Below are 23,049 nucleotides of genomic sequence, written 5' to 3'. Positions count from 1 at the left end.
ATGGTAATCGGCCGCAAGCGGCGTTGCGCCGCCTCGCCGACAATCGCGCTCCATGCAGGAACCTTCGTCCGCACGCACCGCCATCGCCGGGTTGCTGACCCTGGCCGTGGCCATGGGCATCGGCCGCTTCGCGTTCACGCCGCTGCTGCCCATGATGATGGCCGACGGCGTGGTCGACATCGGAGGGGCCAGCTGGCTCGCGACGGCCAACTACCTCGGGCACCTGCTGGGCGCCGCGATCTGCATCTTCTACCCGCTGTTCGTGCCGCGGCCGGTGAACGCGCCGGCGGTCGTGCGGCGCGGTCTCGTCGTCACGACCGCACTCACGCTGGCGATGGCGCTGCCCTGGCCCGCGCTGTGGCCGTTGTGGCGGTTCGCGGCGGGCGTGGCGAGCGCGCTCGTGTTGATCCACGCCACCAGCTGGTGCCTCGGCCAGCTCGCGCAGCAAGGCGCGGGTCACGTGGGCGCGGTGATGTACGCGGGCCCCGGCGCGGGCATGGTGGTCGGCGGGCTTGCGGCCAGTGCGATGGTGGCGGCGGGTTGGCGATCCAATGCCGGATGGCTCGGTTTCGGTGTCGTGGCTGTCGTGCTCACGGCACTGGTGTGGCCGTCGTTCGATCCCGCGCTCGGCAAGGACACAGGTGCTCGCGCGCAGAAGGCAACGCAGGCCAGCGGCGAGCGAGCCCATGGCACGGCGGAGTTCGCTCTTTTCGCCGCGAACTACGGCATCTCCGGCTTTGGCTACATCATCACGGCCACGTTCCTGCCGGTGATCGCACGCGAGGCATTGCCCGCGTCGCCGTGGCTGGACATGTTCTGGCCGATCTTCGGTGCGGCCGTCGTGGTGGGTGCGCTTGCTGCATCACGCATTCGAACCCAGGGCGATGCGCGGACGCGGCTCGCAGTGTGCTTTGCGATCCAGTCGGTGGGCGTTGCCGTGGGCTTGCTCAGCCCCACCGTCGCGGGTTTCGCGATCGGCTGTGTGCTGCTCGGCCTGCCCTTCACCGCGATTACTTTCTTCGCTACGCAGGAAGTACGCAGGCTGCGCCCGCACAACGTGGCGGCGTATGTGGGCGTCATCACCATCAGCTTCGGCGTGGGGCAGACCCTGGGCCCGCCGCTTGCGGCCGCACTGGTGGCGCGCAGCGGCAGCGCGTCGCAGGGGTTCGCGTTGTCCTTGTGGGTGGCCGCGGGCGTGCTCGCTTTCGGCGCCGTGGTCTATGCCGCGATGGCGCGGGTGTTCACGCGCTGAAGCCTTTGCGCTGCGATTTGTAGGCGGCCTCCGACGGGAGCGCCCAAGCCGGGCCGACCGCGCGGCCGCGGCCCGGCTGAAGAATGGGGTCACCACAACGAGGAGCTTCCATGCAGCAGCCTGACCCCACTGAAAACCATGGCACCTCGCAGGAGGACGAGCCCACGCCCGCCGCGTCGCAGGACAAGGTGCTGGAGGAGACCGCGCGCCTCGCGCGCGAGGGCCTCAAGCAGCTGGAGTCGGACCCGAAGGAGCGCAAGACGGGTTCGTAGGCCGCGGGACTTTCTCCGACGTAACGATCAGCGACAGTGAGCGCCGCGCGCCGGCGCGCCTGCGCAGAGTGAGCGCCGCGCGCCGGCGCGCCTGCGCAGAATCGTTCGTTCGAATGGACCCCAGCCAGGAAGCCGAGCGGCTTCGCCTCTTTGTCTCGCGCATCACCGACTACGCCATCTACATGCTGGCGCCGGACGGCACGGTGTCGAGCTGGAACGCCGGCGCGCAGCGGTTCAAGGGCTACACCGCCGACGAGATCATCGGCCAGCACTTCTCGCGCTTCTACACGCCGGAGGACCGCGCCGCGGGCATCCCCGAAAAGGCGCTGCGGCTCGCGCGCGAGACCGGCAAGTTCGAGGCCGAGGGCTGGCGCATGCGCAAGGACGGCACGCGCTTCTGGGCGCACGTCGTCCTCGACCCCATCCGCGACGAGAACGGCGAGCTCATCGGTTTCGCCAAGATAACGCGCGACATCTCCGAGAAGCGCGCCGCGCAGGAGGCGCTGCGCGAGAGCGAGGAGCGCTTCCGCATGCTGGTGCAGGGGGTCACCGACTACGCCATCTACATGCTCTCGCCCGAAGGCAGCATCACCAACTGGAACGCGGGTGCGCATCGCATCAAGCAGTACGAGCAGGACGAGGTGCTGGGCTCGCATTTCTCGCGCTTCTACACGGAAGAAGACCGCGAGGCGGGCAAGCCCGCGTACGCGCTGGAGCAGGCCCGCACGAAGGGGCGCTTCGAGTCCGAGGGCTGGCGCGTGCGCAAGGACGGCACGCGCTTCTGGGCGCACGTGGTCATAGATCCCATCCACAACGACAAGGGCGAGCTCGTCGGCTTCGCCAAGATCACTCGCGACATCACCGAGCGGCAGCAGGCCGCGCTGGCGCTGGAGAAAGCGCGCGACAGCCTGTACCAGTCGCAGAAGCTCGAGGCCATCGGCAAGCTGACGGGCGGCGTGGCGCACGACTTCAACAACCTGCTGAGCGTGATCACCAACGGGCTGGACCTGCTGCGGCCCATCGTCAAGGACCCGGAAGGCGCGGGCCTGATCACCAGCATGGAGAAGGCGGCGATGCGGGGCGCCTCGCTCACCAACCAGCTGCTGACGTTCGCGCGGCAGCAGCCGGTGACGCCGGAGCCGCGCGACCTCAACCGCGTGATCACCGCTTTCGAGCCGGTGCTGCGCCGCGCCACGCGCAGCTCGGTGAAGTTCGAGATCCACGTGGCCGGGCAGCTGCCCGCCGTGATGGTGGACGTGGCGCTCTTCGAGACGGCGCTGCTGAACCTGGTGGTGAACGCGAACGACGCGACGCTGGACGGCGGCAGCATCAGCGTGGCGACCGCGGCGGTGCAACTGCGCGAGGGCGAGATCGGCCGGCTCGCCGAAGGCAGCTACGTCGTGGTTTCCGTCGGCGACACCGGCTCGGGCATGACGGAGGAAGTTATCGCGCGCGCGATCGAGCCTTTCTTCACGACCAAGGCCGTCGGCAAGGGCACGGGCCTGGGCCTGAGCCAGGTCTACGGCATGGTGCAGCAGTTCGGCGGCGACCTGAAGATCACGTCGCAGGTCGCGCAGGGCACGACCGTGGCGCTGTACTTCCCCGTGTCGACGGAGGAGGCGGTGGAGGACTCCCTGCCGCCGCCCAGCGACAAGGTGCTGATCGTCGACGACCAGCCCGACGTGCTGGAGATGGCGTCCGAGATGTTCCGCACGCTCGGCTTCCACGTCATCACGGCCACCTCCGGGCGGCAGGCGCTGGAGATCCTTTCCAGGACGCCGGACATCCACCTGCTGTTCTCCGACGTGGTGATGCCGGGCTCCAGCGGCGTCGAGCTGGGCAGGAAGGCGCAGGAGATCTCGCCGAACACGCGGGTGCTGCTGGCGTCCGGCTACACGACGCCGGCGGGCAGCTTGAAGGGTTTCGAGTTCCTGCCGAAGCCGTACCGCATCGCGGACATCCTGAAGAAGTTGCGGGCGCTGGGGTAGCTCACGCCCGTCAGGTAAGTGCCTTCGCCAGCATCGGCAAGCTCACGTCCATGCGGTAGTCCACCGAGCTGTGGTTGTCCGGGAACTCCTCGTAGACGTGCGGCACATCCATCTCGGTCAGGCGCCTGTGCATGCGCCGCGCGCCGTAGACCAGGTTGTACTGGTCCACGTCGCCGCAATCGATGTACAGCGCCTTCAGGGCCCGCAGCCCCGCGCCGTATTGTTCGACCAGTGACAGCGGGTCCCACGCGAGCCAGTTGGCCCAGCGCTCGGGGATCAGCTCGCAGGTGTCCAGCGTCACCGGCAGGCGAACGCCGTAGGGCGCTTGCGGGTCGGGGTCGAAGCTCGCCGCCTGCGCGAACATCATGAGGACGTGCACGTCGCTGTCCTTCGGCTTCTTCGCGTCCCAGAATTCGTCGACCCACTTGCCGATGTCGGGCTGCTTCGCCAGCGCGCGCAGCACCGGCACGAATTCATGGCGATAGACCAGCTCGAAGCCCATGTCGCCCGAATGCACCGCGGCAGCGCTCCAGAAGCTGGGGTGCAGCAGTGCGTGCACCATGGCGCCATAGCCGCCGCTCGATTTGCCGAAGATGCCGCGGCGGCCCGCTCCGCCGCAGCCGAACGTCGCCTCGACCGCGGGCACTGCTTCCTGGCGCAGGAAGTCGTCCCAGCGGCCCATCGCCACCGAGTTCACGTACTGGTTGCCGCCGAGGCGGGTGAAGCAATCGGGGAACGCCACCACCACGGGCGGCATCTGCCCATCCGCGATCAGCCGGTCCAGCCGCTCCGGCAGGTTCTCGCCGAAGTTCTTCCAGTTGGTGTGCACCGGCCCGCCGCCGGTGAAGCCCACCACGTCCACGAGCAGCGGCAGGCCGCGGCCGTCGTGGCCGTGCGGCACGTAGACGTCGACGATGCGCCGGGGGCTGTCGCCGAGAAGGTTGGGCTTGAGCACCTCGCTGTCGACGGTGAGGCGGTGCACAGTGCCTGTGGGGGTGTCCGGGTTCTTGCGCATGGCCCCATTGTTGGACGTAAAGCCTCGCCATGCAAAGCAGGAGTGCGCATGCGCGCCGCAACCCCCGCCGCGAAGCGCTCGGTGGTAGGCTCCGCGCGTGGCTTCCCCTCTCCAGCGGTTCCGGCAGATCGGGCTGCACCGTCCCAGGCTCCTTGCCGCCAGCGCGGCGGGGATCACCGCCTTCTTCCTCCTGCCGCAGGCGTGGACCATCACGGACCGGGTGCTGGTGGCGTGGAACCTGGGCGTGTGGCCGTACCTGGCCGCATTCGGGTGGCTGATGACGCGCACGACCGCGGAGGGTGTTCGCGGCATCGCGAAGCAGGAAGACGCCAGCAGCGTCGCGTTGATGGTGACCATGTGCGGCGCGGCCGTCCTGAGCCTGGCCGCCATCGTCGTGGAGATGGCGCGTGTCGATCGTGCGGCGGACGCGGCGGTGTTCGTCTACGGCATCACGGTGCTGACGGTGCTGGGCTCGTGGCTGCTCGTCGCGGCGCTCTACACGTTCCATTACGCGCACCTGTATTACTCGGCGGCCCCGAACCGCCTGCCGCTGGAGTTCCCGGAAGGCCTGAAGTCGCCTTCCTACGTGGACTTCATGTACTTCGCGCTCACGATCTCGGTCGCGGTCCAGACCTCGGACGTGTCCGTGCGCACGACGTCCATGCGCGCGACGGTCATCGGGCAGTCGGTGCTCTGCTTCTTCTTCAACCTGGCCATCCTCGGCCTTTCCATCAACATCGCGGCCGGGTTCGCCCAGGGCCGTTGAAGCGAACTCCATGAAAATCACAACCATCACCGCCACCCCGATCTCGTTTCGCCTGCCCGAAGGCAAGACGGTGACCATGGGCGTGGGCAGCACCACCAAGCGCGACGCGATCATCGTGCGCGTGCAGACCGACGAAGGCATTACAGGGTATGGCGAAGCGCACCCCGGCCGCAGCCCGGGCGCCGTCACGAGCCTGATCCACGGCACGCTCGCGCCGATGCTGGCCGGCATGGAGGCCACGGACGTCATCGGCGCCTGGCAACGCGTGCACCGCATGCAGCTGTCCAGCCACGGCCTGGGCGCAGGCGCGGCCCTCGCACTGTCGGGCATCGACATGGCGCTGTGGGACATCCGCGGCAAGGCCGCCAACATGCCGCTCTATGAGCTCCTCGGCGGGACGCGCCGGCGCATGCCGGCGTATGCGGGCGGGATTGCGCTGGGGTACCAGCCGAAGGAGTCGCTGGCCGAGGAAGCCCAGGGCTACATCGGCCGCGGCTACAAGGCGCTCAAGCTGCGGCTGGGCGACAGCGCATCGGTCGACGCCGAGCGCGTGCTCCACGTGCGCAAGGTGCTGGGCGACGGTGTCGACATCCTCACCGATGCGAACACGGCCTACACCATCGCGGATGCGAGGCGCGTGCTGCCGGTGCTGGCGGACGCGCGAGTCGGCTGGCTCGAGGAGCCGTTTGCCTGCAACGACTTCGCGTCCTACCGGCAAGCGGCGCGCATCACGCCGCTGGTGCCGATTGCCGCCGGCGAGAACCACTACACGCGGTTCGAATTCGCGCAACTGCTCGAAGCCGGTGCCGTGCAGGTGTGGCAGCCCGATCTGTCGAAGTGCGGCGGCGTGACCGAGGCCGTGCGCATCGCCGCGATCGCGTCGGCCTGGCGCATCCCGGTGAACCCGCACAGCTCGGCCACGGGCCTGAACCACGCGGCGACGCTGCACTTCCTTGCGGCGACGGAGAACTCGGGGTACTTCGAAGCGTGCGTGTCACGCTTCAACCCGTTCCGGGATATGTTCGGCAGCGCCTGGCAAGTCGGCGACGATGGTTGCGTCGAGCCGCCCTCGGGCCCCGGCCTCGGGGTCGAGGTCGACGAATCCCTTTTCGAGAAATACCCGATGGTCGATGGCCCCGGGTACGTGGTGAAGTTTTAAGAAGTACAGGAGACTACATGCGCAGGTTCTTTCTTCAGTTGTTGTCGGCCCTCGTGCTCGGCGCGTTTTCGATGGCCGCATTCGCGCAGAACTTCCCGGACCACACGGTCCGGATCGTGGTGCCGTACCCGCCCGGTGGTTTCAACGACACGCTGGCCCGTGTCTCCGCCGAAAAGCTCGGCAAGATGTGGAACCAGACCGTCGTCGTCGAGAACAAGCCGGGCGGCAACACCACCGTGGGCAACGTCAGCGTGGCCAAGGCCCCGCCCGACGGCTACACCATTCTCGTGACGCCGCTGCCGTTCTCCGCGCTGCCGGGGCTGTACGGCGCCACGCTGCCTTACGACGCGCTCAAGGACTTCCAGCCGCTCGTGTGGGCGGGCAGTACGCAGAACGCGCTCGTGGTGCGCAACGACCTTCCCGTGAACAACGTGCGCGAATTCATCGAGTACGCGAAGCGCAACCCCGGCAAGGTGAACTACGGCTCCACCGGCTCGGGCTCGTCGAACCATCTCACGATGGAGCTGTTCATGAAGATGACCGGCACGAAGATGGCCCACATCCCGTACAAGGGCAGCGCACCGGCCGTGACGGCGCTGCTCGCCGGCGAGATCGATGCGCTCTTCGACAACGTGCCGAACGTGGTCCAGCACATCAAGGCGGGCAAGATGAAGGTGCTGGGCGTGAGCGGCCTGCAGCGCTCGGTGCTGCTGCCGGACGCACCGACGGTTGCCGAAGCAGCCGTGCCGGGGTTCGAGGTGAACGTCTGGTTCGGCATGCAGGTGCCGGCGGGGACGCCGAAGCCCGTCGTCGACAAGCTCAATCGCGACATGGTGACGCTGCTGAAGGAGCCGGACGTGGTGAAGCGCTTCCGCGACCAGGGCGTGGAAGTGGTTGCGAGCACGCCGGAGCAGTTCAGCCGCCTGGTGCAGAGCGAGGTCACCAAGTGGACCCAGCTGATCCGCGAGGCGAACATCCGCATCGAATGAAAATCACCGACGTGACCCTCACGCTGTTCGAGTGGGACGACATCCCCGCGACCAGCTATGGCTCGCACACCGGGCGCTTCAGCGGCCGCAGCAGCCTCGGGCTGCTCGCGATCGAGACCGATGCCGGCGTCACGGGGCATTCCTTCCTCGGGTCCGCGTTCTTTCCCGCGGAGGCGGACGGCGCGAGCCTGATCCGCGTCTTCAAGCCGATGCTGGTGGGGCAGGACCCGCTCGACCGCGAACGCCTCAACCAGGCGATGTGGAAACGGTCGCGCACGACGACCGTGCGTACGATCGGCGCCGTCGACGTCGCGCTCTGGGACATCGCAGGCAAGGTGGCCGGGTTGCCGATCCACCAGCTGATCGGCACCTGCCGCCACAAGGTGGCCGCGTACATCAGTTCCGCGGTGCTGCCGGATGGCAAGGCTTACGCCGAAGAAGCGCTGCATTACCGGTCGCTCAACCTGGCCGCGTACAAGATCCATCCGCCGCAGCAGTGGCAGGACGACATCCGCGTCTGCGAGACCGTGCGCGCTGCGGTCGGCGACAGCTTCCGGCTGATGCTGGACTCGACCTGGGCGTACGACTATCCCGCGGCGTTGCGCGTCGGGCGGGCGATCCAGGACCTCGGCTTCTTCTGGTACGAGGACCCGCTTGCGGACAACGACATCTACAACTATGTGGAGCTGCGCAAGCACCTGCACATCCCGATCATGGCCACCGAGTATCCGGCGGGCGGGCTGGATACCTTCGCGCCCTGGATCCGTGAGCGTGCGACCGACTACCTGCGCGGCGACGTGGCGGTCAAGGGCGGGATCACCACGCTGCTGAAGGTCGCGCACCTGGCCGAGGCGTTCCATCTGAACTTCGAGGTGCACCATGGCGGCAACTCGCTGAACAACGTGGCCAACCTGCACGTGCTGATGGCGATCGCGAACACGGAGCTGTTCGAGGTGCTGCTGCCCGCCGAGTCGCAGAAGTACGGGCTGCAGCAGGACATCGAGATCGACGCGGACGGGATGGTGCATGCACCGACAGGGCCCGGTCTGGGCGCGGCCATCGACTTCGACCTGATCCGGCGAAAGCAGGTGGCCGTGCTGTCCTGACAGTTGACGCGAGCTACCCGCCGGCGGCCGCATCGCGCCGCAGCAGCCCGGATACGGCGCGCACGAGTAACGCCGGTTCCATGGGCTTGGCCACGTGCGCGTCGAAGCCGGCCTGGAGCGCTTTCTCGCGATCCTCGGGCCGTGCGAATGCGGTGAGGGCGACTGCGGGCAAGCTGGAGCCCGCGCTGGTCCGGCGCACGCGCCGGATCACTTCGTAGCCGTCCATTCCAGGCATGCTGATATCCGACACGAGCAGGTCGGGCCGCTCCGCCTCCACCGCCGCGATGCCGGATTCCGCATCGCCCCGCGTCACTACCTTGGCACCCATGTCCTCTAGAACGCGCGCCAGCAGCTCGCGCGCGTCCGTCTCGTCGTCGATGACGAGGATGCGCACGCCCGTCAGGTCGGCATCCGGCGAGACGGATGCCTTCGACGCCGGGTCGGCGTCCTGCGGCGCGTCCTGCATCAGCGGCAGCGTGACCGTGAACCTCGCGCCACGGCCCTCGCCCTCGCTGGATGCTTCGATCGCGCCGCCATGCACTTCAACGAGGTGCCGCACGATGGACAGGCCCAGGCCCAGGCCGCCGAACCTGCGCGTGATGGAGCCATCCGCCTGCCGGAAGCGCTCGAAGATCTGCGTGAGCATGTCGGGCCGGATGCCGGCACCCGTGTCGCGCACCTCGATGCGCGCGTTGCCGCCGTCCGCTTGCAGCCGCAGGTCGACCCGGCCGCCGCGCGGCGTGAACTTCACGGCGTTGGCCAGCAGGTTCCACACCACCTGCTGCAACCGGCCCGGATCACCCCAGACCGGTGGCACCGCGTCGATCGCGCAGGAGAGCTCCACGCCGGCCGCCTGCGCCGACGGCCGCACCACATCGGCCGCCGCCTGCACCAACTGCGCAGGCAACACGGCGCGCTTGTCCAGGCGCAGCTTGCCCGACGTTATGCGGCTCATGTCGAGCAGGTCGTCGATCAGCTGCACCTGGATGCGGGTGCTTCGCTCGATCACCTCTATGCCCTTGCGCAGCTCCGCGCTCTCGGCGGGCAATTTGCGGCGCAGGATGTGCACCCAGCCCAGGATGGCGCTGAGCGGCGTGCGCAGCTCGTGCGACAGCGTCGCGAGGAATTCGTCTTTCAGCGAGCTGGCCCGCTGCGCTTCCATGCGCGCGGCGCGCTCGCTTTCCAGGAGCGCGGCGCGTTCGCGGGCGGCGGCCTGCGTCTGCGCGAACAGCCTTGCGTTGTCGACGGCGATCGCCGCGTGGCCGGCGATGCCGACCGCCAGCGCCTCGCTGCGCTCGTCGAAGACGCCGACGTCGGGGTGGCCGAAGAACAGGCCGCCGATGACTTCGCCCGTGCGCGACATCACCGGCACCGCGAGGTAGCTGCGCACGGGCAGGTGGCCCTTCGGCATGCCGTGATGCGGCCCCCATTGGCCGTAACGCGGGTCCGCGCGCACGTCGTCCAGCCGGATCGGCGCCCCGCCGCGGAAAGTCGGCCCGAACAGCGCCGTCGGGCGAGGGTGGCCGAATTTCTCGAATGCGCTGCGCGGCGCGCCCGACAGCGTGTAGAGCAGGTAGGCCTCGCCCTGGCTGTCCGTGCCGTTGTAGAAGAACGCGCCGAAGCGGGCGCCCGTGAGCGTGGTGGCCGCGTCCGTCACACGCTGCAGCAGCGCGTCGAGGTCGAGTTCAGCCGACAGCGCCGCGCCGGTGCGATGCAGGATCTCCAGCGAGCTGGCCTGTTCGCGCAGCACGCGCTCGGCCCGCACGCGCTCCAGTGCCTCCCAGCACCTGTCGACCACCGTGTGCACGAGTTCCACCTCGTCCTCGCGCCAACGGTGGGGTTCGCTGCGATGCACGGCCATCGCGGCGACGAGCCGGCCATCCTTGTGCAGCGGCACGGCGACGAGCGAGCGCACGCCGATGCGGCGGTAGACGTCGAGCACCGGTTCGACGGCGGCGAGCCCGGTCTCCACGTCGTTCTCGACGAAAGCCCGGCCCTGCCGCATCGCGTCGCGCAGCGGCTGGCCGAAGTCGCTGAAGCGGAACCGGCCGACGATCGTGTCCGCGTCGTGCGTGTAGTCGCCGAGCACGTCGAACGTATCCTCGTCGGCGTGCACCTGCGCGTAGCCGCAACGGTTCACGCCGAGGTGGGAGCCCAGCAGGCCCGACGTTACGCGCATCACCTCGGTGGCGTCGGTCAGGCGGCGAGTGGCCTGGCCCAGCTCGTCGAGGAATTTCAGCCTGCGCTCGCTCTTGACCCGCTGCGTGGTCTCCGCGAACGTCACCAGCACGCCGGCCACTCCGCCCGCGTCGTCGCGAACGGGGCTGTACGAGAAATTGAAGAAGCAGTCCTCCGGGTAGCCGAAGCGGTCGATCGTGAGCTTGAAGTCGTCGAAGCCGACCGGCCGGCCCTGCAGCACCTCCTGCCACATCGGCCCGATCGTCGGCCAGATCTCGTGCCATGTGACGAGTGTCGATTCACCGAGTGCCGCTTCGTGCTTGTCGCCGAGGATCGGCAGGTAGGCGTCGTTGTAGAACTGCGTGAGCGCGGGGCCCCAGGCGAGGTACATCGGCAACCGGCACTCGAGCAGGGTGGAGACGGCCGACTTCAGCGTGAGGGGCCAGCTCTCGGGCGACCCGACAGGTGTGCGCGCCCAGTCGAAGGCGCGCATGCGCTCGCCCATCTTGCCGCCGCCCTGCAGGAATGCGAACGCCGGGTTCTTCGTCTGTGGGTGTGGCATGGTTCCGACGCAGCTTGCGTTCCTGGCGAGTCAGGTAAGAGGCAACGCAGCCTGCCGCTGCTCGCGAAGCAGCGGCAACAGGTCTTCCGCCGCCACCGGCTTGGTCAGGTGCGCATCGAAACCGGCCTCGCGCGAACGGCGCCGGTCGGCCTCCGCACCCCAGCCCGTGATCGCCACCAGCAGCGTGCCTGCAAACCGCGGGTCGGCGCGAAACCGGCGCGCCACGTCATAGCCGGACTGGCCCGGCATGCCGATGTCCAGCAGGACTGCGTCGGGCAGGTGAAGCGCCGCCTGCTCGAGCGCGGACTCGCCGTCGTGCGCCACGTGCACTTCGTGCCCCACCAGCGACAGGACAGCTTCGAGCGTGCGCGCGGCATCGACGTTGTCGTCCACGACGAGGATCCTGCGTGCGCCGGCCTGCGCGTGGACCGCCCCGGGCGAAGCCGGGGCATACTCGATGGTCTCCCCGGAGGCTGCCAGGCACGGCACGCGGATGCTGAAGGTGCTGCCCATGTTCGTGCCCGGGCTCGCCGCAGTGACGGTGCCGCCATGCATGTCGACGAGCGTGCGTACCAGCGACAGCCCGATACCGAGGCCGCCTTGCGAGCGCTCGATGGTCTTGTCCACCTGGGCGAACATGGTGAAAACCTGGTCGAGCATCGCTGCCGGGATGCCCAGCCCGTTGTCGGCGACCTCGATCAGCGCCGTGGCGTCGCCTTCGCGCCGGGCACGAAGCGTGATCCGCCCGCCGTGCGGCGTGTACTTCGCGGCGTTGTTCAGGAGGTTGCCGACGCATTGCGCAAGCCGCGTCGGGTCCGCCTCCAGCTCGATGGCGGCGGCCGTGTAATCGAGTTCGAGGCGGTGCCCGCCGGCTTCGATGGTGGGCCGGCTGAGCTCCACCGCGGCGTCGAGCGCGGAGGCGAGCTTGATCCTGCGCATCTCCAACCGGATCTTGCCGGTGCTGATGCGCGAGATGTCCATCAGGTCGTCGATCAGCCGCACCATGTGCGCCAGCTGCCGCTGCATCGTCGCGATCGCCTTGTCGGCCACCGGCCCCTCCCGGCGCAGGCGCAGGATCTCGACGCCCGTGCGCACGGGCGCGAGCGGGTTGCGCAGTTCGTGCGCGAGCGTCGCCAGGAACTGGTCTTTCGCGCGATTCGCCGACCGCAGGGCATCTTCGACGTGACGGCGCTCGGTGACGTCGACCACGGAGCCGGCCATCCGGAACGGCCGCCCCTGCGCATCGACGAGGGAAGCGCCCGAAATGGAGAGCCAGCGCTCCTCGCCCGAGCGCAGCCGCACCGGCACCTCGAAACTGTACGGCCTGCCGTGCCTGAAGTGCGCGCGCAACGCTTCGCGGATGGCGGCGATGCCCGCTTCGCCCACCACGAGCCGGATCGAGCCGGGAACGTCCGGGAACCCGTCGCCTTCGTAACCCAGCAGCTCCTTCAGTCGCGGCGAATAGAACATGGTGCCGGCGTCGAGGTTCCAGTCCCACAGGCCCGCGCTGGAGCCGCGCACCGCGAGCTGGTAGCGCTCCTCGCTGGCGCGCAGCGCCGAATTGGCCGCCTCCAGCACCTCCTTGCGGGTGGCGAGCTCGTCCATCATCGCGTTGAACGCGTCGACCACCTCGCCCACTTCGTCCTCGTTGCGGCGCGCGGCCCGCAGCGCGTAGTCACCCTGCATGATGCGCCGCGCCACCTGCGCGAGCTCCTGCAGCGGTTGCGTGACCTGCCGTTGCAGCCGGCTGGCCAGCGCCAATGCCGCCGCCATGCTCAATGCCATGATCAGGAACAGCGCACCGACGTGCTCGAGGGCGCGGGACTGCAGGTCGTGACGCGCGCGCAGCGCGATGGTGCCGATCCGCTCCTTGCCGAGGAACACCGGGCGCGTCACGAGCACCGTCTCCGCATCGAAGCGCACGTCCGCCGTTCGAGCGGCAGGTTCGGGCAGGGTGTCGCTCGCATCGACGGCGTAACTCGCAAGCCGCGCGCCGTCCGCCGAAAAGAGCGCCGCCGCCGCCACGGCAGGGTTGGCGCGCAGCACGCCGAGGTTCTCGGTGGCTCCCTTGGCATCGCCGAACGACAGCGCCGCGCTGCTCGCCAGGCCGATGGTGTCCGCCTGCGCGACCAGCGCGAACTCGACGCTGCGTGCCTGCCGCTGGACGTCGAAAGCGACGAGCGCGATGCCTGCAACGAGCAGCCCGAGCCCGAGCGCCGCCACCAGGACGACGCTCAGCTTCTGGCGGACCGATAACCGGTGAAGGGAGGACAGCATGGCGGCAAGGTGATGTTAGCTGTCGAGTCGGTGGCAGAAGCGTAGGCCCCTTCCTACAGCCGTGTGCGCAGAGCTCGTCAATAATCCGCCGCATCCCGACGCGGCCGAGAGGATTCGCATGTTCCGCACCGAAATTAGCATGCTGGCCGCATGCGCCCTGGCGGGTGCCGCGCATGGCCAGAACCTTGCCGACCTTTCGCTCGACCAGCTCAGCCGGATCGAGGTAACGTCCGTCGGCAAACGCCTGCAGCGTGTGGCGGACGTGGCGGGCTCCGTCTACGTCATCACCGCGGACGACATCCGCCGCTGCGGCGCAACGACGCTGCCCGAGGTGCTGCGGCTCGCGCCCAACCTGCAGGTGGCGCGGGTGGACGGCGCGCAGTATGCGATCAGCGCCCGCACCGGCACCGACCTGCTGGCCAACAAGATGCTCGTGCTGGTGGACGGCCGCACGGTCTATTCGCCGCTGTTCTCCGGGGTGTTCTGGGAAGCCATCGAGATGCCGCTGGACGACATCGAGCGCATCGAGGTGCTCAGCGGGTCGGGCGGCACGCTCTACGGCTCCAATGCCTTCCATGGCGTGATCAACATCGTGACGCGCAGCGCGGGCGAAACCGCCGGCACGCTCGTCAAGGGCGCGGTCGGCACGAGCGAGCGGTTCGTCACCTTGCGCCACGGCGCCGCGTCCGACGCCGGGGCCTTTCGCGTCTTCGCCAAGAAGCGCGATGCGGAAAACACGCAGCGCGCGTCGGGTGCGCCGGTGAGGGACGCGAGCCGGCACCAGCTCGCCGGGTTCCGGTGGGACGGGGGCACGCCGCAGCGCCAGTTCACCGGCACGGGCGAGGTGTACCACCACCGCACCGAGGACGTGCTTGGCGAGCGCGACTACCACGGCGCCTACGTGCTCGGGCGCTATATCGAGGACGCCGGCGGGCGCAGGACGCAGTTGCAGGCGTATGCGGACCGGCTCGTGCGCGAGCGCAGCCGCACGATCCGCAACACCGTGGATACGCTCGACCTCGAGTTGCAGCAGCAGCAGCTTCCCACGGCCGGCATGGACCTGCTGTGGGGCGCCGGCTGGCGGCTCTACCGCGACGACGCCCAGCCGGCATCGCCCGCCGCGCTGGACCTGCTGCCTCGCAGGAAGTACCTGCACTTGTGGAACGCCTTCGCGCAAGTCGAGATGGAAGGCGCGGCCGCGTCCCGGTTCACGCTCGGCCTGAAGGCGGAGCACAACGCCTACACCGGGTTGGAGCTGCTGCCCACTTTGCGCTATAGCTGGCGGCCGTCGGAGGACAGCAACGTATGGGCCGCGGCGTCCCGCGTCGTGCGAACGCCCGCGCGGGTGGACCGCGACGTTGCATCGCCGCCGCTCGTACCGAACCCCTCGGTCCGCGCGGAAAAGGCGGACATCGCGGAGCTCGGCTGGCGCGGCCGCTTCGGGTCCGGCGCTTCCGCTTCGCTGACCGCCTTTGCGCATCGCTTCGGGCAACTTCGATCCTTCGACCTGAACGGTGCCACCGGCGTATTCGCGAACAATTACGGTGGATGGCTGCGTGGCCTGGAGGGCTGGGCCGAGTGGTTCCCCGCGCAGAACCTGCGGCTCAAGGCGGGCATGCTGCTGCAGCATCCCCGCTACGACGCCGCTGCGGGCACGTCGCCGCAGCCGCCGTCCGTGACCCTCGGCAACGATGCACGGCACCTGTTCAAGCTCGGTGTGGCCTGGGACGTTCGGCACAACGTCTGGGTGGACTTCCATGTACGCCACGTCGGGCGGCGCCCGGCGCCTGCAGTGCCGTCCTACCTCGCGGCCGATGCCCGCGTCGCCTGGCGCCCCGCGCCCTCCGTCGAGCTCTCGGCCGCGGTGCGCAACCTCGGCGAGCCCCGGCATGTCGAATGGGGCGCGCCCGCCACGGCGTCGCTGGTGCCGCGTTCACTGCTCCTGCAATTCGTCTGGTGGCCGTGACGTGACCCTCCTGCGTGCAGCGACAGGCGTCAACGGCGGGCCGCTCGCCCGGCGCCGGGTACTTGCAGCCGCCGCGGCCGCGGCGCTGCTTGCGGCTGTATCCGCGCGCGCGCAGCCCGAGCGGGCGCGGGAGTCGCTCGTCAAGGCCGCCTTCCTGCACAAGTTCCCCAGCTTCGTCGAGTGGCCCGCGGGTACCTTCGCGTCGGCTGCCGCGCCGCTGCGCATCGGCGTCCTTGGCGACGACCAGGTCGCACGCGACTTGCGCGAACTGGCCCGCGAGCGCGAGCGCGAGGGCCGCACGATCGAGGTCGTACGCCTCGCACCGGGCGACTCGCCGCAGGGGCTGCATGTGCTTTACGTGCGCAGCACATCCACCGGCCGGATCGCCGACCTCCTCGTCACCGTACCGGATCGGGTGCTCACCGTCGCCGATTCGGACGGCGCGCATCCGCCCGGCAGCGTGATCAGCTTCTTCACCGAGGACGGCCGCGTACGGCTCGCGGTGTCGCTCGAAGCGGCAACCCGGCAGCGCCTGCGGGTGAGCTCGCGAATGCTTTCCGTTGCTCGCATGGTGCCCGGCTGACGCAGCACGATGGCTCGCGTGCGCCGCTGCAGGCGGGCTACTTGCGGATTACGCTGGCCTGCACGTAGTCCAGCGCTGCCTGGAGCGCGGCCTGCTCTTCGGCATGGAGCTTGCGCACGAGGACACGCTCTTGCTCGTCGGGTTCGGGCCCTTCGCCCCGAAGGAAAGCATCGAAGCGCTCGTCCAGCACCCGCTGTGCCTGGCGGGCGCGCTCCCCGGCGGACTTCCAGCTGTCGAGCAGCGCGGCATAGCGTTCGGCCATCGATCCACTTTAATCGTGAAATACTGGGCGTGTTTCGCTTCCTCACGGGGTGTTACCTGCCTGCGGCCGCACTGTCGAGGCGCGGGGGGCTACCGTGTCGGCACCCATGGAGTTGATTTGAAGCTGTTCGACGATCCGCAAGCCGCCCCCGAGATCTTCTGGGCGGAGATGCCGCCCTGCAACCACGTTGTGCAGATCTACGAAAACGACGCCGTGTTCCTCGACACGCTGGAGCAGTTCGCCGCCGGCGGGCTGCGGGCGGGGGAAGCCGTCGTGGTGATCGCGACGCGGGCCCATCGGGATGCTCTCTCGATGCGGCTGGCGGCCGGGGGCATCGACGTCGAGGCGCTCGCTTCGAACGACCAGCTGATGCTGGAGGATGCCGAGGAACTGCTGGCGAAGTTCATGCTGGCCGGCTGGCCGGACGACGAGAAGTTCAAGCGTGCCGTGGGCGCGCTCCTTGCCCGCGCGAGCCGGGGCGGGCGGCGCGTGCGCGCGTTCGGCGAGATGGTGGCCCTGCTCTGGGGTGCCGGCCATTGCGCCGCCACGGTGAGGCTGGAGCACCTGTGGCACGCGCTGTGCGAGGAGGCCCGCTTCACCCTGCTTTGCTCCTACCCGAAGGCCGGCTTCACCCGAAACGCATCGGAGTCCATTCGCGAAATCTGCAACGCGCACTCGCACGTGCTGGGCGAGCATGCCGCGGCGGCCCGCGAAACAGGATGAAGATGGAATAATCCACCTCATGGATTTGGCCGATGCAACGAGTGCGAAGTCGAGCAGCTTGCTGACGGGGCAGAACCACGCCCTGGAACTTGCGGTCGGCGGCGCGCCCTTGGCCGAAGTACTGGAGGTGCTCGTCCACACGGCCGAAACGCAGTCCGAGGGCAGTTTTGCCGGCTCCATCCTGCTGATGTCCGAGGACGGCAAGCACCTGCTGCACGGCGCTGCGCCGTCGCTGCCGGATGCCTACAACGCGGCGATCGACGGCATCGCGATCGGGCCGCGCGTCGGCTCGTGCGGCACCGCGGCGCACTTCGGGCACGCGATCTACGTGACCGACATCGCCCGCGATCCGCTGTGGGCCGACTTTCGCGATCTTGCGCTGCAGCATGGCTTGAGGGCCTGCTGGTCCACCCCGATCGTCGCCAAGGACAACTCCGTTCTCGGCACCCTGGCCATCTACTACCGCGAGCCGCGCGGGCCGAGTGAGTCCGACCGCGAGATGGTCAAGCTCATCGGCAACACCGCCGCACTCGTCATCGAGAACGCGCGCCTGCATGCCCGCCTGCACGACGAGAACTATCGTGCCAGGCTTGCCGCCGACGCGGGTGGCATCGGGTTCTTCACGTGGGAAGTTACCAGTGACCTCGTCTCCTGGCAGAACGAGCGCCCCTACGAGATCTTCGGCATCGACCGCAGCGAGCCGCCGATCAACGCGCAGCGCTTCGTCACCGAGTTCCTGGAGGCCGAGGACCAAGAGCCGTTCGCGGCCGCCGTCGCAAGGGCCCTGGAAGGTGGAACGTCCTTCCGCTTTGCAGGCCGCATCCGCCGCAAGAGCGACGGCGCGATCCGCCGCGTCGAATTCACCGGGCAGGTGGACCCCGAGGCGCGGCAGCGCGGTGTCGACAGGGTGGTCGGCATTGCCGCGGACGTGACCGCGCGTCAACCGGCCTGATCGCGACTTGCGTGGGCGCGATTGCGCTCCTGAAGCAGGCCGCGTCCTACACGTCGCATGCCGAGCAGGGCGCAAACTCCCGGGGTGCAAAAGGGGGCACGGCATGACACAAACCACCATCGCACTCACGCAAGCGAGCGACAGTGCCGCGGCGGGCAACGAGCTGGGCCGCAGCCTGCGCGACGCATTCGGCGGCTCGGCTCCCGACGCCGTCGTCGTGTTCGCATCCGCACGCCACGACTACGATGTACTACTCGCCGCACTCGCCGAGTCGGCGGGGACGCAGTGCATCGCGGGCTCTTCGTCCGCGGGCGAATTCACCGACCAGGGCCGCGGCGAAGGTCAGGTCTCGGCGCTGGGCATCCGCTCGCGCGACATGCAATTCGCGGTAGGTCTCGGCCAGGGCGTCAGCTCGAACCCCGTCGAGGCGGCACGCCAGGTCACCGAAGCCTTCCGCGGCATCTCCAAGTCCCCGCTGCCGTACCGCAGCGCGCTGGTAATGACCGACGCGCTCGCGGGCCATACCGACGCGCTGGTGGAGGACCTCACCTTGCGCACCGGCGGCGAATACCGCTTCTTCGGCGGCGGTGCGGGTGACGACGGCCGCTTCCAGACCACGCACGTGTTCGTCGGCACGAAGTCGTACACCAACGCGGTCTGCGCCCTCGAAATCCTTTCGGCCAAGCCGCTGGGCATCGGCGTTGCGCACGGCTGGGAGCCGGCGAGCGAGCCGATGCGCGTGACCGAAGCGAACGGGACGCAGCTGCTCGGCCTCAATGGCGCGCCTGCCCTGGAGGCGATCGAGGCCTACGCCCGGCAGTCCAACCAGGGCTTCGACGCGGCCGACCCCTTGCCTTTCTTCCTGCACAACGTCATCGGCATCCGCTCGCCGGAAGGCTTCCGGCTGCGGGTGCCGCTCGCGATCGGCGAGAACGGCTCCATCGCGTGCGCGGCCGCCATCCCCGAGGGGTCGGTGGTGCACATCATGAAAGCCAATGCGCAGTCCGCCATCCAGGCCGCGCGGCAGGCCACCGAGTCGGCCCTGCATGCGCTGGCGGGCCACAAGCCGGCGGCGGCGTTCGTGTTCGACTGTGTCGCGACCCGGTTGCGGCTGGGGCGTGCCTTCGAGGACGAACTGCAGGCCTGTGCCGACCTGCTGAAGCCGGCCGGCTTCGTCGGCTGCAACACCTACGGCCAGATCGCACGGGCGGAGGGGCAGTTCAGCGGATTCCACAACTGCACCGCGGTGGTCTGCGTCTTGCCGGAGTGACTGCAATGCCGCAACTGCGGCGGCTCATCGATGAGCTTGCCGACATTGCCGGCAGGCAGGCGACGGCGCACGCGGTCGCCGCGGCGCTGGGCGCGCACGACCTCGCGATCCTCGTGCGCGACAGCGAGCTGGGCATCCTGCTGCCGGCGCCGGGAATGCCCAAGACCGTCGAGGCGGGCCGCTCCTGGCGAAGCCTGCTCGAGCGCTGCCTGCACGAGAACGAAGTCCGCGCCGAGGTTGCGGTCGCGGGCCGCGCCTGCCACGCGCATGCCTTGTCCCTTTCGGGCTGCACCTTCATCCTGCTGGGTGACACGCAGGTGGAGTTCCCGCAGGAGTTCCGGGCGGCGATGCCGCTGTTGGCCGCCGTGCTGAAAGCGCAGCAGGAGCTGCGGCTGGGCCGTGCAGAGGCCGAGGAGTCGCGCGAAGCCGCGCAGCGCGCGCACCAGCTGGCACGCGCCCTGGATGCCGCCCGCGCGTCGGCCGCCGAGCTGAACCGGCAGCTGCGCATCGAACACCAGCGCAAGGACGAATTCCTCGCGATGCTCGCGCACGAGCTGCGCAACCCGCTCGCGCCGGTGGTCAGCGGCATCGAGATCCTCAAGCGGGGCGGCCTCGCGGACCCGGCCCGAACGCAGCGGACGCTTGACGTGATCACCCGCCAGCTGCAGCAACTGACGCACCTCGTGGACGACCTGCTCGACGTGTCGCGGGTCAGCCGCGGACTGATCGAGCTGCGCCGCGACCACCTGGACCTGGACGATGTCATGGCCGCGGCCGTGGACGCGAGCAGGCCCCTGCTGGAAAGCCGCCGGCACCACCTCGAGGTGCTGCGCGGCGGGGCCGGCCTGAAGGTCAACGGCGACCGCGTCAGGCTCGTGCAGGTGTTCTCCAACCTGCTGAACAACGCCGCGAAGTACACCGAGCCCGGCGGGCGCATCGAAGTCGCGTGCGACGCCGATGGGAAGGAAGTGACGGTGCGCGTGCGCGACAACGGCGCTGGCATCCCCCGCGAGATGCTCGACAGCATCTTCGAGATGTTCACGCAGGTGCCGGGCTCCCTCGACCGCGCGCCGGGAGGGCTCGGCATAGGCCTGACCCTGGTTCGCACGCTGGTCGAACTCCACGGCGGCCGGGTCAGCGCGCACAGCGAGGGCCCGCGTTGCGGCAGCGAGTTCCGAGTGTGCCTGCCGCGCGTCGACGCCGTCTCCGTGCCCGCCGAGCGGCAGCCACGCGCTGCGCACGGCGTGCCGCAAGGCCTGCGAGTGCTGGTGGTGGACGACAACATCGATGCGGCCGAATCGCTCGCCGAGGTATTGCGGCTCATGGGCGCCGCCGTGGTCGTGGCGCACGACGGCGAGACCGCCCTGCGCACCGCCAGGGGGGATGCGGGGGTGCCCGACCTCGTGCTGCTGGACATCGGCCTGCCCGGCATGGACGGCTACGAGACCGCGCGCGAATGGCGGCGCCGCTTCGGGCGGCAGGGCCGCCTTGTCGCGCTCACCGGCTACGGCAGCCCGGACGACATGCGCCGCACGGCGGCTGCGGGGTTCGATGCGCACCTGGTCAAGCCGGTGAGCATCGAGCAGGTCCATGCCGTGATGAACCCGTCCGCGCCTGCGGCCGCGTGAGGCTTCACTGCCGCGCGCTGGCGAGGGCCGCCACGAGTTCGTCGGGATCGACCGGCTTGACGAGGTGGTGGTGGAAGCCGGCGTCGGCCGTCTTCGCGCGGTCGTCGCTCTGCCCATAGCCGGTCAGCGCGATGAACCTCGCCGCCGAGGCGCCGGGCAAGGTGCGCAACTGCCGGGCGAGCTGCGTGCCGTCCATGCCCGGCAGGCCGATGTCGAGCACGCAGGCGTCGAAGCGCACTTGCTGCGCGGCTTCGATCGCCGCTTGCGGCGAATAGCGCACGGCCACATCGTGCCCGGTGGCTCGCAGCAGGGCGGCGAGCGTGTCGGCCGCATCGGCGTTGTCGTCCACCAGCAGGATGCAGGCGCCGGGCGGCGCTTCGCGCGGCGGCGCCGGCACCGCGGGTTCGGCGGCGGCCGGCGCCTGCGCCAGCGGCAACCGCACGGTGAAAGTGGCTCCGTGGCCCACGCCATCGCTGTGCGCGCCGACGCTGCCGCCGTGCAGCTCCACCAGCTTGCGCACCAGTGCGAGGCCGAGGCCGAGGCCGCCCTGCGAGCGGTCGGCCATGCGCTCGCTCTGCGTGAAGAGGCCGAAGAGTTCCGGCATGAACTCGGCCGGGATGCCCGCCCCCGTGTCCGCCACTTCGACCACCGCGTTGCCTTCCTCGACGCGCACGCTCACGCGGATGGCGCCGCCCGCGGGCGTGAACTTCGTCGCGTTGTGCAGCAGGTTGGCCACCACCTGCACGAGCCGCTCCAGGTCGCCCATGACGTACGCGCCGCCGGCCGGCGCGTCCACCGTCAGTGCGACATGCCGTTTCTCGGCCACCGGCTGCAGCTGGTCGGCAGCGGCGCGCACCGCGACAGACAGGTCCATCGGCGCGAGGTCGAGCTGCACCAGCCCGCGCGTGACGCGCGAGACATCGAGCAGGTCGTCGACGATCTTCTTCATGTGGCCCACCTGCCGGCCGATCACTTCGGCGGTGCGCTGCACCTTCGGGTCGCTGGAGCCGGCCAGGCGCAGCAGCTCTGCTCCGGTGCTGATCGGCGCCATCGGGTTGCGCAGCTCGTGCGCGAGCATCGCGAGGAATTCGTCCTTGCGCCTGTCGGCGGTGCGCAGCGCCTCGGCCAGGTCGGCGAGCTTGCGGCCTTCGGCCTGCAGCGCCTCGTTCTGCTGAGCCAGGCGCTCGAGCATCATGTTGATGGAGCTCGCCAGGCTCGCCACCTCGCTGCTGCGGCCCGCCGGCGCGCTGCCGGCGCCGGCCTGCGCGGTCGCGACCTTGCTGGAGAAGCTCTCCAGCGCCGAGAGGTCGCTGGTGAGCCTCTCGGCCAGCCGCCGCCCCAGCAGGAACAGCACGGCAAAGGCCACCAGCGCCAGCACGGCGGCGCCGAGGTACTCGACGTGCGGTGCTGACCCCGGCGGCGCCGCCAGCGAGTTGCCGGTGACGCGGATCGCGAGCGGCTTGAAGATTTCTGGCACGTCGACCGGCGTGTCGTCCGCGCCGTTGCCGCCGGGGCCCCAGGCCAGGTGAAGGCCGGGGTCCAGCGCCAGGTCGGCCAGCCGCACCTTGTAGAAGACCGCGCCCTCCGGCGTCGTGGTGCGCGAGTACCGCAGCGGCTCCAGCGCGAGCAGCACCGCGCCGCCCGGCGACTGCACCACGGCCGCCGCGCTGCGGCCTGTGGCAAGCTGGTTGCGCAGCCACTGCACCTCGCCCGGGACGAACCGCGCGTTGCCGTTCGCCGCGATCTCCTTGCCTTCGAAGTCGGTGAACAGCAGTTGCACCGGCAGGCCGTTCACCTGCCGGATGCCGCCGAGGAAAGGCGCGAGATACGTCTCCTTGCCGGCGCTGTCCACGAGCCCCGTTGCCAGGATCGTGCTGCCCGCCACCTCCGCCATGCGCGCCGCCAGCGCGTGCAGCGTGCTCGACACGTTCTCGGCATGGAACTCGCGCTCGCGCACGGCAAAGCGGCGTTCGGCGGCCGCCTGCTGCCGCTCGATCAGCCACGACGAGCCGAGCGACACGATCAGCACCGCGGCAGCCGCCATCGCGGCGCTCGCCAGGCCGAAGCGGCCGGCCAGGCTGCGGGGCAGCAGGTTGCGCAT

At 69.5% G+C, this 23,049-nt stretch carries 18 protein-coding genes; 13 read left to right on the top strand and 5 right to left on the bottom strand.

What is annotated here, in order from left to right; translation table 11 throughout:
- Positions 1–52 precede the first annotated feature (52 nt).
- From H8R02_RS29265 to H8R02_RS29255, 3 genes are all read left to right on the top strand, one after another.
- Positions 53–1,252 (top strand): YbfB/YjiJ family MFS transporter, encoded by a 1,200-nt coding sequence (locus H8R02_RS29265; RefSeq protein ID WP_187085453.1) that lies wholly within the window; start codon positions 53–55, stop codon positions 1,250–1,252.
- Positions 1,253–1,362: 110 nt separating this feature from the next.
- Complete coding sequence (locus tag H8R02_RS29260) at positions 1,363–1,524, top strand: hypothetical protein (RefSeq protein ID WP_187085451.1); 162 nt, start codon at positions 1,363–1,365, stop codon at positions 1,522–1,524.
- A gap of 113 nt (positions 1,525–1,637) precedes the next feature.
- On the top strand, positions 1,638–3,512 hold the full coding sequence (locus H8R02_RS29255; RefSeq protein WP_187085449.1) for a hybrid sensor histidine kinase/response regulator: 1,875 nt from the start codon (positions 1,638–1,640) through the stop codon (positions 3,510–3,512).
- A 10-nt stretch (positions 3,513–3,522) separates the two neighbouring features.
- Here H8R02_RS29255 and H8R02_RS29250 read toward each other — a convergent pair whose 3' ends face one another.
- Positions 3,523–4,527: an alpha/beta hydrolase gene (locus H8R02_RS29250; protein WP_187085447.1), complete on the bottom strand. Its 1,005-nt coding sequence runs from the start codon at positions 4,525–4,527 to the stop codon at positions 3,523–3,525.
- A 97-nt stretch (positions 4,528–4,624) separates the two neighbouring features.
- On the opposite strand from H8R02_RS29250, the gene H8R02_RS29245 reads away from it, so the two are divergent.
- The 4 genes from H8R02_RS29245 to H8R02_RS29230 are packed head-to-tail and all read left to right on the top strand — an operon-like array spanning position 4,625 to position 8,547.
- Positions 4,625–5,293: a DUF1345 domain-containing protein gene (locus H8R02_RS29245; protein WP_354004997.1), complete on the top strand. Its 669-nt coding sequence runs from the start codon at positions 4,625–4,627 to the stop codon at positions 5,291–5,293.
- Positions 5,294–5,303: 10 nt separating this feature from the next.
- The gene (locus H8R02_RS29240) at positions 5,304–6,452 is read left to right on the top strand and encodes a mandelate racemase/muconate lactonizing enzyme family protein (RefSeq protein WP_187085445.1); all 1,149 of its coding nucleotides are present in this window, start codon (positions 5,304–5,306) and stop codon (positions 6,450–6,452) included.
- A 17-nt stretch (positions 6,453–6,469) separates the two neighbouring features.
- Positions 6,470–7,441, top strand: a complete 972-nt coding sequence (locus H8R02_RS29235; protein ID WP_187085443.1) for a Bug family tripartite tricarboxylate transporter substrate binding protein — start codon at positions 6,470–6,472, stop codon at positions 7,439–7,441.
- Complete coding sequence (locus H8R02_RS29230) at positions 7,438–8,547, top strand: enolase C-terminal domain-like protein (protein ID WP_187085441.1); 1,110 nt, start codon at positions 7,438–7,440, stop codon at positions 8,545–8,547. Before H8R02_RS29235 ends, H8R02_RS29230 begins: the two co-directional genes overlap by 4 nt.
- 13 nt (positions 8,548–8,560) lie before the next feature.
- On the opposite strand, the gene H8R02_RS29225 is transcribed toward H8R02_RS29230, so the two are convergent.
- Together H8R02_RS29225 and H8R02_RS29220 are read right to left on the bottom strand one after the other, a co-directional pair.
- Positions 8,561–11,287, bottom strand: a complete 2,727-nt coding sequence (locus tag H8R02_RS29225) for a GAF domain-containing protein (RefSeq protein WP_187085439.1) — start codon at positions 11,285–11,287, stop codon at positions 8,561–8,563.
- A 30-nt stretch (positions 11,288–11,317) separates the two neighbouring features.
- Positions 11,318–13,564: a sensor histidine kinase, YfiR-like protein-associated gene (locus H8R02_RS29220; protein WP_187085437.1), complete on the bottom strand. Its 2,247-nt coding sequence runs from the start codon at positions 13,562–13,564 to the stop codon at positions 11,318–11,320.
- Positions 13,565–13,682: 118 nt separating this feature from the next.
- On the opposite strand from H8R02_RS29220, the gene H8R02_RS29215 reads away from it, so the two are divergent.
- Together H8R02_RS29215 and H8R02_RS29210 are read left to right on the top strand one after the other, a co-directional pair.
- Positions 13,683–15,530, top strand: a complete 1,848-nt coding sequence (locus tag H8R02_RS29215) for a TonB-dependent receptor plug domain-containing protein (RefSeq protein ID WP_187085435.1) — start codon at positions 13,683–13,685, stop codon at positions 15,528–15,530.
- A gap of 1 nt (position 15,531) precedes the next feature.
- On the top strand, positions 15,532–16,113 hold the full coding sequence (locus tag H8R02_RS29210; RefSeq protein ID WP_187085433.1) for a TOL_0243 family YfiR-like periplasmic protein: 582 nt from the start codon (positions 15,532–15,534) through the stop codon (positions 16,111–16,113).
- 37 nt (positions 16,114–16,150) lie between these two features.
- On the opposite strand, the gene H8R02_RS29205 is transcribed toward H8R02_RS29210, so the two are convergent.
- Complete coding sequence (locus H8R02_RS29205; RefSeq protein WP_187085431.1) at positions 16,151–16,375, bottom strand: hypothetical protein; 225 nt, start codon at positions 16,373–16,375, stop codon at positions 16,151–16,153.
- A gap of 117 nt (positions 16,376–16,492) precedes the next feature.
- Between H8R02_RS29205 and H8R02_RS29200 the strand changes: the two genes are divergently transcribed.
- The 4 genes from H8R02_RS29200 to H8R02_RS29185 all read left to right on the top strand — a co-directional run bounded on the left by H8R02_RS29200 (position 16,493) and on the right by H8R02_RS29185 (position 20,948).
- Entirely contained in the window at positions 16,493–17,098 is a 606-nt protein-coding gene (locus H8R02_RS29200; protein WP_187085429.1) for an MEDS domain-containing protein, read from the top strand.
- Positions 17,099–17,117: 19 nt separating this feature from the next.
- Positions 17,118–18,050, top strand: coding sequence for a GAF domain-containing protein (locus H8R02_RS29195; protein WP_255429633.1), 933 nt, complete (start codon positions 17,118–17,120; stop codon positions 18,048–18,050).
- Between the two features lie 103 nt (positions 18,051–18,153).
- On the top strand, positions 18,154–19,320 hold the full coding sequence (locus tag H8R02_RS29190; RefSeq protein ID WP_187085425.1) for an FIST signal transduction protein: 1,167 nt from the start codon (positions 18,154–18,156) through the stop codon (positions 19,318–19,320).
- 5 nt (positions 19,321–19,325) lie between these two features.
- Positions 19,326–20,948 (top strand): hybrid sensor histidine kinase/response regulator, encoded by a 1,623-nt coding sequence (locus tag H8R02_RS29185; RefSeq protein ID WP_187085423.1) that lies wholly within the window; start codon positions 19,326–19,328, stop codon positions 20,946–20,948.
- A 4-nt stretch (positions 20,949–20,952) separates the two neighbouring features.
- On the opposite strand, the gene H8R02_RS29180 is transcribed toward H8R02_RS29185, so the two are convergent.
- Positions 20,953–23,049, bottom strand: a complete 2,097-nt coding sequence (locus H8R02_RS29180) for a hybrid sensor histidine kinase/response regulator (RefSeq protein WP_187085421.1) — start codon at positions 23,047–23,049, stop codon at positions 20,953–20,955.

Origin of the sequence: Ramlibacter albus, from assembly GCF_014297445.1 — a bacterium.
Lineage (GTDB): Bacteria > Pseudomonadota > Gammaproteobacteria > Burkholderiales > Burkholderiaceae_C > Ramlibacter > Ramlibacter albus.
The sequence above is the reverse complement of the archived record's forward strand: the minus strand, read 5'-3'. Positions and strand labels throughout refer to the sequence as shown.